Origin of the sequence: Robertmurraya sp. (genome assembly GCF_036676585.1) — a bacterium.
Classification (GTDB): Bacteria; Bacillota; Bacilli; order Bacillales; family Cytobacillaceae; genus Robertmurraya_A.
The window spans coordinates 1-16,090 of the sequence record NZ_JAKFCQ010000158.1 but is presented as its reverse complement, the minus strand read 5'-3'; the positions used below and the strand labels follow the sequence as shown (position 1 = coordinate 16,090).

14 protein-coding genes and 1 riboswitch are annotated in these 16,090 nt (G+C 38.9%); of the genes, 6 read left to right on the top strand and 8 right to left on the bottom strand.

The window, feature by feature from the left end:
- Positions 1-72: 72 nt before the first annotated feature.
- Entirely contained in the window at positions 73-228 is a 156-nt protein-coding gene (locus ACGLXV_RS19965) for a YpzG family protein (protein WP_119706330.1), read from the top strand.
- Positions 229-427: 199 nt separating this feature from the next.
- On the opposite strand, the gene adhE is transcribed toward ACGLXV_RS19965, so the two are convergent.
- The 5 genes from adhE to ACGLXV_RS19940 all read right to left on the bottom strand — a co-directional run bounded on the left by adhE (position 428) and on the right by ACGLXV_RS19940 (position 5,739).
- Entirely contained in the window at positions 428-3,031 is a 2,604-nt protein-coding gene (adhE, locus tag ACGLXV_RS19960) for a bifunctional acetaldehyde-CoA/alcohol dehydrogenase (RefSeq protein WP_391560052.1), read from the bottom strand.
- Between the two features lie 110 nt (positions 3,032-3,141).
- The gene (locus ACGLXV_RS19955; protein ID WP_119706332.1) at positions 3,142-3,369 is read right to left on the bottom strand and encodes a hypothetical protein; all 228 of its coding nucleotides are present in this window, start codon (positions 3,367-3,369) and stop codon (positions 3,142-3,144) included.
- A 279-nt stretch (positions 3,370-3,648) separates the two neighbouring features.
- Positions 3,649-4,083: a Dps family protein gene (locus ACGLXV_RS19950; protein WP_119706333.1), complete on the bottom strand. Its 435-nt coding sequence runs from the start codon at positions 4,081-4,083 to the stop codon at positions 3,649-3,651.
- 123 nt (positions 4,084-4,206) lie between these two features.
- Positions 4,207-5,385 (bottom strand): rod shape-determining protein RodA, encoded by a 1,179-nt coding sequence (rodA, locus tag ACGLXV_RS19945; protein ID WP_391560051.1) that lies wholly within the window; start codon positions 5,383-5,385, stop codon positions 4,207-4,209.
- Between the two features lie 156 nt (positions 5,386-5,541).
- A complete protein-coding gene (locus tag ACGLXV_RS19940; protein WP_119706335.1) occupies positions 5,542-5,739 on the bottom strand; it encodes a hypothetical protein in 198 nt (65 codons plus the stop codon).
- 151 nt (positions 5,740-5,890) lie between these two features.
- Between ACGLXV_RS19940 and ACGLXV_RS19935 the strand changes: the two genes are divergently transcribed.
- Genes ACGLXV_RS19935 through ACGLXV_RS19925 form a run of 3 tightly spaced genes read left to right on the top strand, consistent with a single transcriptional unit; the run spans position 5,891 to position 9,854 of the window.
- Complete coding sequence (locus ACGLXV_RS19935) at positions 5,891-7,528, top strand: spore germination protein (RefSeq protein WP_119706336.1); 1,638 nt, start codon at positions 5,891-5,893, stop codon at positions 7,526-7,528.
- Positions 7,525-8,739, top strand: coding sequence for a Ger(x)C family spore germination protein (locus tag ACGLXV_RS19930; RefSeq protein WP_391560050.1), 1,215 nt, complete (start codon positions 7,525-7,527; stop codon positions 8,737-8,739). The genes ACGLXV_RS19935 and ACGLXV_RS19930 overlap by 4 nt, the downstream gene beginning before the upstream one ends.
- Positions 8,739-9,854 carry a GerAB/ArcD/ProY family transporter gene (locus ACGLXV_RS19925; RefSeq protein WP_119706338.1) on the top strand — a complete coding sequence of 372 codons (1,116 nt, stop codon included), beginning with the start codon at positions 8,739-8,741 and terminating at the stop codon, positions 9,852-9,854. The genes ACGLXV_RS19930 and ACGLXV_RS19925 overlap by 1 nt, the downstream gene beginning before the upstream one ends.
- A 32-nt stretch (positions 9,855-9,886) precedes the next feature.
- Here the strand turns inward: ACGLXV_RS19925 and mgtE are convergent, their stop codons facing one another.
- Entirely contained in the window at positions 9,887-11,245 is a 1,359-nt protein-coding gene (gene mgtE / locus ACGLXV_RS19920) for a magnesium transporter (RefSeq protein ID WP_391560049.1), read from the bottom strand.
- A gap of 247 nt (positions 11,246-11,492) precedes the next feature.
- Between mgtE and ACGLXV_RS19915 the strand changes: the two genes are divergently transcribed.
- Positions 11,493-12,257: a hypothetical protein gene (locus ACGLXV_RS19915; protein WP_119706340.1), complete on the top strand. Its 765-nt coding sequence runs from the start codon at positions 11,493-11,495 to the stop codon at positions 12,255-12,257.
- 69 nt (positions 12,258-12,326) lie between these two features.
- Here the strand turns inward: ACGLXV_RS19915 and ACGLXV_RS19910 are convergent, their stop codons facing one another.
- Together ACGLXV_RS19910 and ACGLXV_RS19905 are read right to left on the bottom strand one after the other, a co-directional pair.
- Complete coding sequence (locus ACGLXV_RS19910; RefSeq protein ID WP_391560048.1) at positions 12,327-13,904, bottom strand: aminotransferase class V-fold PLP-dependent enzyme; 1,578 nt, start codon at positions 13,902-13,904, stop codon at positions 12,327-12,329.
- An 11-nt stretch (positions 13,905-13,915) separates the two neighbouring features.
- Positions 13,916-14,473, bottom strand: coding sequence for a glycerol-3-phosphate acyltransferase (locus ACGLXV_RS19905; RefSeq protein WP_391560047.1), 558 nt, complete (start codon positions 14,471-14,473; stop codon positions 13,916-13,918).
- A gap of 246 nt (positions 14,474-14,719) precedes the next feature.
- Positions 14,720-14,903, top strand: a riboswitch (cobalamin riboswitch).
- A gap of 143 nt (positions 14,904-15,046) precedes the next feature.
- Here ACGLXV_RS19905 and ACGLXV_RS19900 point away from each other — a divergent pair.
- Complete coding sequence (locus ACGLXV_RS19900; protein ID WP_119706343.1) at positions 15,047-16,024, top strand: ABC transporter substrate-binding protein; 978 nt, start codon at positions 15,047-15,049, stop codon at positions 16,022-16,024.
- Positions 16,025-16,090: the final 66 nt, after the last annotated feature.

The following is a 16,090-nucleotide window of genomic DNA, read 5'->3' as shown; positions in this document are numbered from 1 at the left end:
ATAAAAGTGAAAAGCTATAATAGATATTCCTCCGAATATCAGCACGTATCCTGACCAATGAGGTGATTAGAGATGAGTTTTAGAGATCATTTGGATCAACATTCTCAACTTTTTTGTCACACGTGGACGAGACGAAAGCATGCTAGTAGTTCTCAAGTGAATGGAGAGACTAGAAAGTCGCAGGCAGAAATAATTCTGGCTAAGAATGCAAAGGCTCATCGCTGGTAAGGAATAGTTTGATGATATGAGGAAAAAGGAATAGTGGTTAGTGTTGCTAACCAAAAGAGGGAGAGCCGTTTAGGTTCTCTCTCTTTACATTTGGAAAGAGTGTATCAAAAATAACCCATCCCCGGGGAAAGGGATGGGTCACTATTATGAATGGGAGATAGGGGAATCTCCTAATGGAAAACACTCTTGGATTTAACGGTTATACACCTTTGAATGCTTCACGGTAAATTTCTGCTAATTCTGTTACTAGCGGTAATTTAGGGTTAGCTGTTGTACATTGATCTTCAAAGGCACGCTCAGCAAGGTAATCAACTTTTGCTTCAAATGCTTCTTTTGTTACTCCGTTAGCTTCAATACTCATAGGGATTTCTAGCTCTTTAGCAAGCTTGATAACCGCTTGGATTAAGCTTTCAACACCCTCTTCAGTTGTACGAGCAGGAAGACCTAATGTTCTTGCAATTTCAGCATAACGCTGGTCAGCGATAAAGTTCTCGTATTTAGGGAATGCAGCAAACTTTGTTGGTTTTGTTGCATTATAACGAATAACATGTGGCATTAGGATTGTGTTAGAGCGTCCGTGAGCAATGTGGAATTCCGCACCAAGCTTATGCGCCAAACTGTGGTTAATTCCTAGGAATGCGTTAGCAAATGCCATACCTGCAATTGTTGAAGCATTATGCATTTTTTCACGTGCTACTGCATCGCTACCATCACGGTATGCTTTTGGTAGATATTCGAATACAAGTTGAATAGCTTTCATTGCTAAGCCATCAGTATAGTCGTTAGCCATAATAGATACATAAGCTTCGAACGCATGAGTTAATACGTCCATACCTGTATCAGCAGTAATTACTTTAGGAACCGTCATGACAAACTGTGGATCAATAATTGCTACATCTGGTGTTAATTCGTAATCAGCTAATGGATACTTAATGTTGTTTAATTTATCTGTGATAACAGAGAAAGATGTTACTTCAGATCCTGTTCCAGATGTTGTTGGAATCGCAACGAACTGAGTTTTTTCACCAAGCTTAGGATATTTCACCACACGCTTACGAATATCTAAGAATTTTTGTTTTAATCCAAAGAAGTCTGCATCTGGGTGTTCGTAGAATAACCACATACCTTTCGCTGCATCCATTGCAGATCCTCCACCAAGTGCAATAATCACATCTGGTTGGAATGCTGCCATTGCTTCAGCACCCTTCATAACTGTATCGATTGATGGATCTGGCTCAACTGCAGAGAATACCTCAACATGAACTAAGTCAGGGCGTTGACGAAGGTAACGAGTAACCACATCTACATACCCAAGCTTCACCATACCAGGGTCAGTTACGATAAATGCTCTTGAAATATTAGGCATTTTAGCTAGGTATTGAGTAGAATTCTTTTCGAAATAGATTTTAGGTGGAACCTTAAACCATTGCATATTATTATTCCTCTTCGCTAACTTTTTAATATTTACAAGATGGATAGCTCCTACGTTTTGAGATACAGAGTTACCACCGAATGTACCGCAACCAAGTGTTAATGATGGCATAAATGCGTTATAGATGTCGCCAATTGCACCTTGTGAAGAAGGTGCATTAACGATGATACGACCAGCCTTCATACGAAGTCCAAATTCCTTCATTACTTCTTCATTTGTTGAGTGAAGAACAGCTGAGTGACCAAGTCCACCGAATTCTAGCATTTCTTCAGCACGTGTTAAACCTTCTTCTAAGCTGTTTACCTTAAAGCAAGCAAGTACAGGGCTTAGTTTTTCACGAGAAAGTGGAGATTCAGGTCCAACTGTCTTAAGTTCAGCAATAAGAATCTTTGTATCTTCAGGCACTTCTACTCCAGCAAGCTTTGCAATTTTAGCAGCAGGCATTCCTACGATAGTTGGGTTAACTGCACAAGTATTTTCATTAATAACCAGTGCCTCAACCTTTTTCTTTTCTGCATCGTTTAGGAAATAGCACTTATTAGAAATTAGTTCTTTCTTCACTTCATTGTAGATTTCTTTATCAATAATAACAGCTTGTTCAGATGCACAAATCATACCATTATCGAATGTTTTAGATAAGATTAAGTCGTTTACTGCACGCTTAATTTTTGCTGACTTTTCGATATAACAAGGAACGTTACCAGCACCAACACCTAGAGCAGGCTTACCAGAGCTATAAGCGGATTTAACCATTCCAGGTCCACCAGTTGCTAAAATAAGTGAAATTCCAGGGTGCTTCATTAATGCTTGAGTAGCTGCTACAGATGGCTTTTCAACCCACTGGATACAGTTTTCAGGAGCACCAGCTTTAATCGCTGCATCACGTACGACACGCGCTGCTTCACTGCTACATTTTTGTGCAGATGGATGGAAAGCAAAGATGATTGGGTTTCTTGTTTTGATAGCAATTAATGATTTGAACATTGTAGTTGATGTTGGGTTGGTTACAGGTGTTACCCCAGCAACCACTCCAACTGGATCAGCGATTGTATAAACACCTTCATATTGGTTGTCATCGATAATTCCAACTGTTTTGTTATTCTTAATATTGTTGTAAACATACTCTGTTGCAAATATGTTTTTAATCATTTTATCTTCAAATACTCCGCGGCCTGTTTCTTCTACCGCTAATTTCGCTAGAGGCATATGTTGGTCAAGTCCAGCAAGAGCCATTTCTTTTACAATGTCATCAATCATTTCTTGTGTGAAACCTTGGAATTCTTTCAACGCTTTTTGACCTTTTGCAACTAACTCATCAATCATTTTTGCTACTTCTTGATTTTCAGTTAGTACTTTTTCTTCAACTGCCATGTTAAAGACCTCCGTTTAAACAATTTAGTTTGTGAAATATTTCACATTCATTGGTAAAAAAATTTAACTTGCAGTATTGCAAGATGTATAGGTAAACGCCTAAATGGGCGTTACGCGCAAACGGGATTTCTAGGGATCTTCTCGAAAGAAATATCTGAAATATATTTAGAACAGCTCTTAACGATGACTACGTAGTTAACTGTCCAAATGAATGCTGGAATGCTCTCATTTTCTCTAAACATCATTGACTCAAATTCATCTTCGATTACTTCCTCAAAAACTTCTAGTGTATAAGTCTCAGTGTCTGTAGAAAAGTTCTTCCATTCGCATACCATCATGTTTATCACCCCTAATGTTTTTCTTGAATTAAATATAACATATAAAAACAATAATAATTTGTGAAATATTGAACAAAGTATGAACAATGATTTTTATCCTTACAACGATAAAAAAAGACTGTAATTACAGGGATTCTTAGTGCAGGTTTATAAAACACACATCATTTATTGAAAACGCTTACAATAAAAACGGTATATTAGTATAATTTTATTCAGATGAGGTTTTTGTTAAAAGAGAAAGTCAGCGACATTTGTCACTGACTTTCTCTTCTATTAATATTATTCTCCTAAGTAGGCAGTCAACATCCAAATATGTGTGTCTAGGGACTCGATAAGTCCTGTTGCCATATCGTTAGTGATGATGTCATGGTTTTCTTCAGCTAGATTAGCTAATGAAGCGAGTTCATCCTTCATTTGTTTGTAGTCTGCAACGAGAGCAGCAACCATTTCGCTAGCTTTAGTTTCATTATTCGTCTCAAGCAGTGTAGCTGTTTCTAAATATTCCTTCATGGTAGCGACGGGCTGACCACCGATGGCTAATAATCGTTCTGCCAACTGATCGACTACTAAACCAGCTTCATTATATAATTCCTCAAACTTTGCATGTAGGGTAAAGAATAAAGGACCTTTTACGTACCAGTGGAAACGGTGAAGCTTCGTGTATAAAACATTCCAGTTTGCGATTTGTTGATTTAATTGAGCTTGTAATTCCATATTAAAATTCCTCCTCAGTTACTTTATAATTAGATTATAACATATATTAAATTATAATCAATATTTATTTATAATTATTATAAATAAGGTAATAGTAAAAATGAGGCTAACGCTAGGTTAGCCTCATTGCTTGTCTTCCGAGCCAAACATATAGGTTTTTTTGTGGTAATGAATGCTGAATATTAAACCCATCGCAAACATATTGCCCATTAAGGAACTTCCCCCATAACTGACGAAGGGGAGGGGAATTCCCGTAATTGGCAGAACTTGAATCGTCATTCCAACATTTTGGAAGACATGAAAGGTAATCATTGAAATGACTCCTGCGCAAATATAAGTGTTAAACGGATCTTTCGCGTCTAAGGCCGTCTTTGTTAAATGGTAGATTAATATAAAGAAAAGACCAATAACGATGCTTGCTCCTACAAATCCATATTCCTCACCAATAACACTAAAAATAAAATCGGTATGACTCTCGGGTATGTATACTTGCCTTTCCCCAAATCCCTTTCCGGTTAATAATCCGGAACCAATTGCTCTTAAAGAATTATAAAGATGGTATCCGGAACCTGCTTGGTAGTTGTCAGGGTCTATCCAGGAGTAAATTCTATTAAACTGGTATGTTTGGACGTTTAAGTATTTTACAAGAACCTCTGGTGCCCAAACAACATAGTAAATAATGGTTGCTCCAAGTAGCGAGCCAAGTCCATAAATGGTAAGAATAATCTTCCATGTAATTCCTGATACGAAAATTAGACCAGTAAATATGGCTACAATAACAAGGCTTGTTCCTAAATCAGGCTGCTTCATGATTAACGCTAGTGGAAGAGCCGTAGATAAGCTCATTTTAGTGAAAAGCCAAAAGTCAGATTGAAAGGTTTTCTTTATGTATTTTTCATGGTGAGATGTTATTAGCTTACTAAGGGAAAGTATGAGAAAGGCTTTCATAAATTCCGAAGGCTGAATCGTACCAAAACCCGGAATTTGAAACCAGCTATGTGCTCCATTTCTTTCAGGTGCAATGCTTTCGGGTGCGATAATAAGAGCGAAAAGCAGAAATATGCCGAACCCGTATAGATACCAGGAAAGTTTTTTATATTGATCGCTATCAAAAAACATAACGACCGCAACAATAATGATTCCTACCACATACCAAAATATTTGCCTAACAAAATAGTTATCATTGTACTGTCCTGTCGTTTGAGCACTATAGATAGATAAGCAGCTTACAAGAAACAATAAAAACAAAATAAGACTTAAGGTCCAATCAAACTTTTCTGTCGGTTTTTTAACAACTTCCATTCTTCTGCACCTAATTCCCTCTTCTATTTACAATTTTATCCTATCAAACAAAAATTCCTCATTCAAGATATGCACAAAAGATTATGATCATTCATTATCATAGTTCTTTTTATATAGACGAAGAAGACTAGGTTTTAGTTTCAGTTATTTGAATTGTTAGGAGCCATTCAGTTCCTTGTCTTTTTTGTTTTTCATCTTTTTCTTTAACACATTGGTAATCGGTGTTCCGTTCATAATCAACCATATAAAGATCGGAGCAAGAAGGTTTAAAGCCATAATCAAGACAACAAATGTCCAAATGACCCATTCAGCATTCAGGATATTCCGATATACCCACGTACTATAAAATTCCATAAAAATCAGCCTTTCCCTCTATCTATTTGGCTACATGTTCTCCAAACCAGTCAGGAAATAAACCGAAATCCTGACTAGAATATGATGTAGTTGGACAAAAAAGTAAGAGAGTAATAAATGTGGAAATAATCATCTTAGGAGTTTTCAATTTATGACTGCAGTAGAAGAGAAGGATTGTTTTTTTAGAGATTTGCAAGATAATGAAGAGTTGATGACTGAGATTTTGGGCAACAGTGTTGACCTGGTCAAACGACGTATAACCTTTCATGAGCATAAAAATATTCAAGCGATTTGTTATTACACGGATGGATTAGTTAATGTTACACAAATAGAACTGTTTATTAGTGACCTACTTTATAAAGGGAATCTGTTACTACAGCATTCAACATTACCTACGGGTAATCCGTTAACCTTGCTGAAGGAACATATGCTTTCAAATGCTTCATTTCAAGTAATCAAAGAGGTCGGTCAAGCTGTAGATGGAATCCTATCCGGAGTCGCAATCCTGATTCTTGATGGAAGCGATGAAGTGTTCATTATACAAACAAAAGGATGGGAAAAAAGAGGTGTAGATGAACCTCAGACAGAGCAAGTTGTTCGTGGTCCAAGAGATGGATTTACAGAAAGCATTCGAACCAATACGGCGCTTGTCAGACGAAGAATTAGAGACCCAAAGCTTCGGATTGAGCAAATGAATATCGGGAAGCGCTCAAAGACAGATATCAATATTGCCTATATAGAAGACATAGTAAAGGAAGGTTTGGTTGAGGAGGTAAAGAAAAGGTTACGTGATATAAAGATCGATGCCATTTTAGAAAGTGGATATATCGAAGAATTAATTGAAGATGCACCTAGATCTCCTTTTACTACCGTACAAAGTACAGAAAGACCTGATAAAGTAGCATCGTCTTTACTAGAAGGAAGAGTGGCTATTTTTGTTGACAATACTCCTTTTGTATTGGTAGTCCCCAGTTTCTTTTGGCAGTTTTTACAGGCAAGTGATGATTATTATTCAAGATTTATGACGGGCAGTTTTTTCCGTGCTATACGATATTTGGCCTTTGTCCTGAGCTTAACTCTTACTTCCATTTATGTGATGCTCGTAAGCTTTCATCAAGAGATGATTCCTACCCAATTGATATTAACCATTGCCTCCGGACGTGAAGTTGTTCCTTTTCCGGTTTTACTAGAAGCATTAATGATGGAAATCTCCTTTGAATTGATGAGGGAAGCAGGACTTCGGATGCCTAAGCCTGTTGGTCAAGCTGTAAGTATCGTAGGATCTCTTGTCATTGGCCAAGCAGCTGTACAAGCAGGGATTGTTTCTCCGTTTATGGTTATTATCGTTGCTTTAACTGGTATTGCATCGTTTGCTATACCAAACTATGCTGCATCATTCTCGATTCGTCTCATTCGTTTTCCTTTGCTAATAGCAGCGGGGACACTTGGATTGCTCGGTTTTTCTGCGATGTTTGCTTTATTAGCCATTCATGCTCTTACTCTTCGCTCCTTCGGGGAGTCATACTTAGCACCAGCAACCCCTTTCCAACCTAAAGATCAGAAGGATACGATCATTCGCTTTCCTTGGTGGAAAATGCAGGCGAGACCTGAAGGAGTTACAGGTGATGAGAAACGTGTCGGAGATAATCAATATCCTAAACCTCCTAATACAGACCCTTATTCTAAAGAAGGGGGTAAAAGTAAAGAAAGTGATCAAAAAGGTGGATATAAATCACGGAGGAAGAAAACCCGTCATATCATCAAGCTTAAGGGGGAGGAGGAAGATTGAAAAGACACCTAAAGTGGTCTCTTTTATTGATAATAATTCTCCTACTAACGGGATGTGCAGGGAAGAGAGAGTTAAATGACCTAGCCTTGGTGATGGCTGTAGGTATTGATAAAGGAGAGGAAGAAAACTCTTTTAAAGTTACGGCACAGATCGCTCGACCAGCAGATGCGAGGGGACAGACAGGTGCTCCTTCTGGGCAGACGGGGGAACCCATTCTCACTATTGTAGGACAAGGTGAGTCTTTGTTTGATGCGATTCGTGATCTTTCTTCCTTTACCACAAGAAATGTTTTTTGGGCCCACAATCAAGTCATTGTAATAAATGAGGATTTGGCCAAGGAAGGAATTGCGCAGGTGATTGATTTTTTTACAAGAAACCCAGAACTTCGGATGAGAACTTGGGTTGTTATCACCCCAGAGAAGGCAAGTACCTTAGTATCAACTGTTACGGGGTTGGAGCTCATACCGGGTGAGGCAGTTAATAAACTCTTTCGATATGGGGAAATTTCCAATGTTGCTCCAAATACACAAATCATGGATGTTCAGGCAGCCTACTTAAGTCAGAGCTCACAACCAATTATCGCTAGAGTCGCTTTAAAGGAAGTGATGGTCTCTAACAAAAAGCCAGAAAAGGGACCTACGATCAAACAAGTGGACTTGGCAGGTGCGGGAGTCTTTCAGGAAGATCGTTTGGTTGGAATTTTAAAACCAGAAGAAACAAGGGCGTTAATGCTTTTTACTGAAAGATTAAAGTCTGGTGTGGTTACCACCCCATGTCCAAGTAAACCTGAAAGAACGGTAAGTGTGGAGCTTAGGGACCAGCTGTTTCAGGTTACTCCTCATTTAAAAGGTAGCCAAATAAGCTTTAATGCTGAGTTTGACGCTTTTGCCATGGTGGTTGAAGCGGGTTGTCCGTTTTCTATTAATAATCAAGAGAAAGTATCAGAATTAGAAAAAGCGGTTGAGAAAAAATTGAAAAAGGAAATAGAAACAACTGTCAATAAGGTGCAAAAGGAGTATAAAACAGATGCATTCGAGCTTGGGAAGGTATTCCAAAATGACTACCCCGGGTACTGGATGCAAATTGCTGATGATTGGGAGGAAGTATTCCCTACGGTCGATATCAAAGTCTCTATAAATGTGGAGGTAAAGGATTCAGTACTATTATGGGAGGAAACAAACTCCGGTAAAAAGGAGAATAGTGCAAACTAATGAAGGTACAAATCTCAAACGGTATGTTTATGGCATTAATAATCAATATGATCTATGCAAAGGCAATCGGTGTGACGCAAGGATCGATGGCTAGAGAAGTAGGTGGTGATATATGGATTTCAACCCTAATTGCGACCATCCAAGGTGGAGTGATTATGTTCCTGGTTATCTTTGTCATCCGTCGAATGCCTGAGGGTGACTTAATTGACCAATCAGCGAGGTTGTTTGGCAAGTGGTTTGGGAAATTTGTAGCGCTTATTACTTTTATCTTTTTCCTAGCTGCATATGGGCCTGTTATGTCGACATTTGTTTTTCACTTAAAGGATTATTTCCTGCCAGAGGCACCGATCTTATTGTTTATCCTGGCAGCTTTTTTAATAGGTACATATGCCATTTACTTTGGAGTAGAAGTGATAGCTAGGATGGCTTTAATTGGTGTGTTTTCGATTATCGCTTTAAATATATTGTTAATGCTTGGCTCACTGTCAGAGTTTGATATTAGAGAATTACGTCCCACTTTTCAAATGGGTTTTTTAAAAACCGTTTGGGCAAGTAGACATCATAATACGGACTGGGCTATGGCTACGATTATGGCGGGAATTATACTGCCAATGGTTGCCAATAAAGAAACTTGGGGGAAAATGGGGTTTTCTGGAATAGGTTACGGAATGGTATTCATTATCATGTGGCCCATTCTAGAGGCAGGTGTGCTGTCTCCTGAGACAGCGGCACAGTATATCGTTTCTTGTATGCAGATGGCTAGAAGTGCACAAATTGGTTATTTTGTTCATCGATACGAAATGATTATGATTGCTTTCTTTGCTTTATCGATTCTTACTCAGATTATGATGAGCTTGTTGTGTGCTTCGGTTGCTATGCAAAAGATGCTAGGTCTTAAGGATTATCGAAAAGTAATTTTTCCTACTGCTATCATTCTCAGTGCATTTGGTTATTGGATTAACTTTGATAAAAATCGTGCGGTTGATTTTTTAGAGGGATGGTGGGTTTATATTAGTATAGGGGTTGCTGTAGGTTTACCTTCAATGATTCTAGTAATGGGGTTCTTTTTTAAGAAAAAGCTAAAAAAAGAAATAGCAGCTGAGGAGTCAAAATAAAAGCACGAAGCGCTCTATGGCTTCGTGCCTCTTTACTGTATATGATGTAGGAAAAGTGTAGCAATTCCAAAATAGGTTAAGAGTGAAAAAATATCATTTAGCGTTGTAATAAGAGGCCCAGAAGCAATGGCTGGATCGATTTGCAGTCGGTAAAGAATTAATGGGATAACTGTTCCTGCTAAGGTACCGATAATAAGAGTAAGAAGCAAGGAGATGCCGACTACAAGGCCAATCATTAAATTTCCCTGCCATATAAATGCGATAAGTGAAATAAGGATGCCACAGGTAATACCAATAATGACACCAACACCAAGCTCTCTAAGGACAAGTTTTGTGATAACACGTTTGTTAATATCATTCGATACAAGTCCACGAACAACCACTGCTAAAGATTGTGTACCAGTATTTCCGGTCATTCCGGATATCATGGGAATGAAGAATGCAAGTGCTACAATTTCTTTAAGTGTTTCTTGATACGTACTAATGATGCTTCCAGATAAAATACCAATGAGTAATAAAAGAATGAGCCATGGCAGTCTTCTGTAAGCAGCCACATAGGCACTTGTATCAAAATCAATCGATTTACCTGAAGCGGAAAGCTTTTCAATATCTTCGTTCGCTTCTTGAATAACAACATCAATAATATCATCTACGGTAATAATACCCATAAGTACATTTTCAGCGTTTACAGCAGGAATGGCCATGAAGTCGTAACGTTGAATAAGCATGGCAACTTCTTCTTGGTCCGTATCTACTGAAACAGAAATGACCCGTTCGTACATAATATTACGAACAACTTCGTCAGCTTCTGCCATTAGAATATCACGGTAAGAAACAACTCCAACTAGTTTACGGTATTGGTCAATCACGTATAGATAATTAATGGTTTCTGCATAATCAGTAAACGATTTGAGCTTGGTTACAGCTTCCCTAACGGTATAGTAATCTCTTATCCATACAAAGCGGTTCGTCATCAATCGCCCAGCTGTTTCGGGAGGATAATTCATGATGTCTTGAACGGCTTTAGATTCCTCTTTTTTCATTCCAGATAAGAGCTGGCTGATTTTTTCAGGTGACAGGTCATCGAGCAATGATGCGAGGTCATCGTTATCCATTTCATCGAGGACTTTACCCGAACGTTCAATACCCAGTCGATTTAAAACATCAAGCTGTTCGGTTTTGCTTAATTCCTCAATGAGGTCTGCAAGCATGTCTATATTTAAGTATAATAAAAATCTTTTTTTGTGTTTTTCGGGCAATTCCCCATATATTCTAGCGATATCATAAGGCTGGAGCTCATCCAATATCGTATCAAATTCTTTTCGTTTTGATTCTTTTAGCGCTTTAATGATGTATAGGGTAATTTGGTTTTCTGGCATATTTGTAATCATACGTATCACCTCTCAGGAGGGTAAATTCTTTGCAGCAACATGCTAATTATAGAGAAAAACGTTTCATTTTAAAATGGATGTTTAATAAAAGTTTGTGAATTGTAAAGATTGTGCTTGAATTATATAGTGCTTATACAATAGTATAGTTTTATTTAGAAGAACAGTGCGGGAAATTAATCGAAACTTTTTTATACGTTCATTCGTCATAAGTAAGGGAGATATTACTATTATTGTGGAGGTTTACTAGGTGAAAAAAAGCAATCAGGAGAAACGCGATCTTCTCTACATATTCCTTAATGAAGGTGAACAATATGTTCTGACACACGGGATTGAATTTAAAGAGTTTGCTCGGTCTCTTTCCGATTCTTTGAATCATCTTTTGTTGATTAAACATGCTTACGAATCGGGAGAGTTTAATCGTCACACATTACTAGAATACGTCCCTAAAGAGAAGCTTCATCGGCTTATGGGTGAGGATGTTCATGGTTATGGAGATTTTTGCTGGGTGGATTTCGAGGAGCTTGAAGGAGTAAATGCCTTATCAGGCGAGGAGATTGCCGAGTTACTTTATATGGGGCATATGAAGGAGCAACTAAAGCAGCCATTTAACCGACATCTGAGAAATAGATATGGTTATTTTGCTCACGATGATGGATGGTGGAATAAGGTATATTACCGGACATTAACCGATTTTTATCGGCTGCTATCTGATCTCGTGCCTGAGAAGTTAAATGAGTTCAAACCAGAAAAGGGAATATTGGGGTTGAAAAAAAGGAGGGAGTACCCTCCGATGGATATCGATATATCTCTTTCGTTAAAACCATTGATGAAAGAGGGAATCTTATTATCTTTTAAAGATGCGGTACAAAGTAGAACGAAGATTGAAGTACCTATTTGGGTCATTGGCGACTACATGAATATGGATGATATGTTCGAGGAGTACGAAAAACTGTCTAAAACCAAATTTGACGCAACCCTCACATTCGACAAAAAAACAAAGCAATGGCAGTAAAAAGGGTGTCAGACACCCTTCGTGGACAAATTGACCTAATTTGTCCGCGTGGGGTGGACACTCGTGATCTTATAGAGACTGATAGTATGTAACTAGTTCTTTAAGCTGGGATAGCATACGTTGTGTCTCCTTCTCTTCAATATTATTAATAGGAGAGATTTGAACCCAGTTATTTTGTTTCAAATACGCACTTTCATAGTGTAATAAATAGCCATTCATCTCCATATCCTCACCGATAAAGGTTGAGGGTATTTTTGTTGGGAATGGAATGGTCATAATGGTCGGACAGGAATGTTCTATCTTGGATAGGACTTGGATGCCATGAGATTCGAGAAACTCGCGAATATACAGATATTGACGACCAATTCTTTCAAAAGGCTGGTCATCTTCATAAGCTTCTAGTGCCTGGTGAAGAGCGGAGATGAGATTCGATGAGTGTGTAAATGGGACTCCGTCGTTCTCTATATACCATCCGAGATCCAGATACCCTGGAATCGCCTCATCTTTTTTCATGTAATGCTGGTGAAACACAATGGAAAGGCCTGAATACGAGCCTAGTGCTTTTCCGCTAACTCCTGAGGCAAGATAGATATTTGAGAGATTTATTGGGCTAGCTCCTATGGAACTAATAGCATCAAGGCAGATTTTTATATCCTTTTCCATGCAGGCTTTCTGCATATCTTCCAAAGAGTTTAGAACACCAGTCGATGTTTCACAATGTGTGAACCAGATCCACTCAGGGTTATGCTTGTTAATGACCTCTTTTATTTCTTGCGGAGAAAATGATGTTCCCCACGGTATTTCGTAACTTTCAAAAGACAAGCCAGCACGGATGGCGTGACCTTGCAGTCGCTTTCCAAACTCCCCGTTAATAAAAATGACTCCGTTCGAAAGTTTTTTCAGCTGCATGGCGATGACTTCATTCGCAAGCGTTCCAGACCCAAGAAGAAGCTGACAATTTGCCGCTTTTGTTAATCTCAGAAGTTTTTCTTTTACAGAATTAAATAATGCTAGAAAGGCTTTTGACCGATGCGAAATGGGTGGACTTATAAGTGCTTTTGTAACATCCTCAGCTACCATAATAGGTCCGGGAAGAAACCGGCTAGAAGAAATCCCTATGCGTGAAGAGACTTGTTTTTCAAAGGTGTCTCTGGTGATATACATGGGGTGAAATTGTGCATCTTCTGTTCCGACTGGATCATGAAATACGGTGAATCCGAGCTGGGTATACAGCTTTGTTTGTCTGGTGGTTCCCGATATAACCGCTGCGTCGTATCCTTGTTTGATACAGTAATTGGCTAATAATTGTGAAAGGCCTAGGAACACTCTGCCGTTCCGATTTTTTGCATCAACCGCGAGGAGGCGAATTTCGCATAAAAGATGAGCTTGAAAGGGAAGATGATCTTCTACAGGACCAATTTTTTTATCAATGGAAAAAGGTCGCTTATCTCGAACAGCAATCATCCCAATTAGTTCTTTGTTTTTTAAGCAGATAAGGTACGTATTTTCAGCGTGAAAAGGGTCAACTCTTCTCTCTGTATCAGACTTTGGATGCTGCGGGATCTCTTCGACAAATGTACGATAATTTAGTTTGTGAATTTGCTCCATTTCTTCTTCGCTTCTTGCAATTTTGAAAAGCAAGCCCATGTGGTTTCCTCCTATACTCTTTCTTTTATATTTGTTCGATGAGCAAAAAGAATCGTGATTACTGCGAGTGCGATCATTCCGATGGAAGTGTATGTATATGACTCAATAAAGAAATAGATCGGAAGAATGCATAGGCTTAGTAGACCAGACATAGTAAAGCTGCGGAACAAGGGATATGTGATGGCGAAGCTAATGAGAATGACAATGGTTACGGTCGGTTCAAAAGCAATGATTCCTCCGAGAAAGCTAGAGATCCCTTTTCCTCCCTTAAAGGAAAGGGTGATGGGCCAAATATGTCCTATAAGGACAAATAGAAATCCAACTAATTGAATCTCCTCTGCAAATCCTAGCATTCTGCCAAGAAGGATAACCGCCGCTCCTTTAGACGCGTCTCCTAAAAAAGTAGCTACAAAGGCCGTCTTATTTAAACTTCGCCCGATATTACGGGCACCTACGTTTCCGCTACCTACCTTCCGAATATCAATCTTCCCAAACAATCTTCCAATAATGTATCCAAACATGATGCATCCAATGAAGTAAGAAAGGAAGAAATAAATCACTATTACCATAGAACATGACCTCCGCGCTATGTTGTATATATTCCATATTATGCTAAGCAAAACCTCTTCACAATAAGAAGTTGGTGTCCACTCCAGACGAACAAAACAGCCCAAAGTGTCCACGAGCGGTGACAGACACCCTCCGTGGACATTTTGCTCGATTTGTCCACGAAGGGTGTCTGTCACCTTTTTGTTAAAAAGGGGTTGCGTTTGTGGGGCTTTGTTGGTGTATAATCAGACGTAGCAGAAAACTTCATAATTCGACTAGTAGTAGGTGTCTTCATTTGAAGACTTAAAAAGGAAGTTGGTGAAATTCCAACGCGGTCCCGCCACTGTAAATGGGAGCAAGCTGCAAGTATGCCACTGTACGTGAACGTATGGGAAGGTGCAGCAAGCAATGACCATAAGCCAGGAGACTCGCCTATTGCTATGCACCGAATTTCCTACGAGGATAGGAGTGGTGTGGCAGACCATTACCTATTATTTTATTTTCAATTAGTGTAAAGCGTCTATCATACCAGCATCTTCCTGCCTTTGTAGGAAGATGCTTTTTATTTTGTACATATCACAGGGGGAAAGAACATGCGCCAAAAATTTTACGCACTATTTGCATTACTCGCACTATCACTAGGAATTCTTGCTGGTTGTGGGAGCACAACTGAAAAGGCAGAAGATAACCAAAATACAGAAGGTCAAACGGAACAAAGTGAACAACAAGCAGCCTTCCCACTTACACTTACAGATGCTCTAGACAATGAAGTGGTTATAGAAGAAGAGCCAAAGACCATTGTTTCATTAATTCCAAGTAACACAGAAATCGTGTATGAGTTAGGTTTAGGTGAAAAGGTAGTTGGGCTCTCTGATTATGACAACTACCCAGAAGAAACGGCTAATGTTGAAAAAGTCGGTGGCATGGAATTTAATGTAGAAAAAATCGTTTCATTAAATCCTGATATTGTTTTAGCACATGAATCTTCAGCTTTAGCTGCAGAAGCGGGACTTACTCAATTAAAAGATGCTGGAATCACAGTATTTGTTGTCAACGACGCAGTGAATTTTGAGGAAGTGTACGAAACAATCAACCTTATCGGACAAATGACAGGAACTACAGAAGAAGCAGAAGCGCTAACTGCTGATATGAAGGCAAAGCTTGACGAAATTAAGGAAAAAGCGGCAACTGTCACTGAAAAGAAAAAAGTGTTTGTTGAAGTTTCACCAGCACCAGACATTTACACACCAGGGAAAAACACATTCATGGATATTATGCTTCAAGTGATCAATGCTGAAAATGCAGCAGGGGATCTAGATGGATGGGCGAGCATCGACCAAGAATCCATTGTTGAGAGAAATCCAGATGTAATCATCACTACGTACGGCTACTACTCAGAAGATCCTGTAGGTCAAGTAACTTCTAGAGAAGGCTGGGCAGATATGACTGCCGTGAAAAATAAGCAGGTTGTAGATGTTCATTCTGATCTGGTAACACGACCTGGGCCAAGGCTCGTTGAAGGGGTAGAGGAACTTGCAAAAGCCGTATATCCGGAAGTATTTAATAACTAATCGATTAGCAGCATACACAATGGGAGCTTCGTTTCTCCTGTTGGCTATTGTACTAGGCATATCACT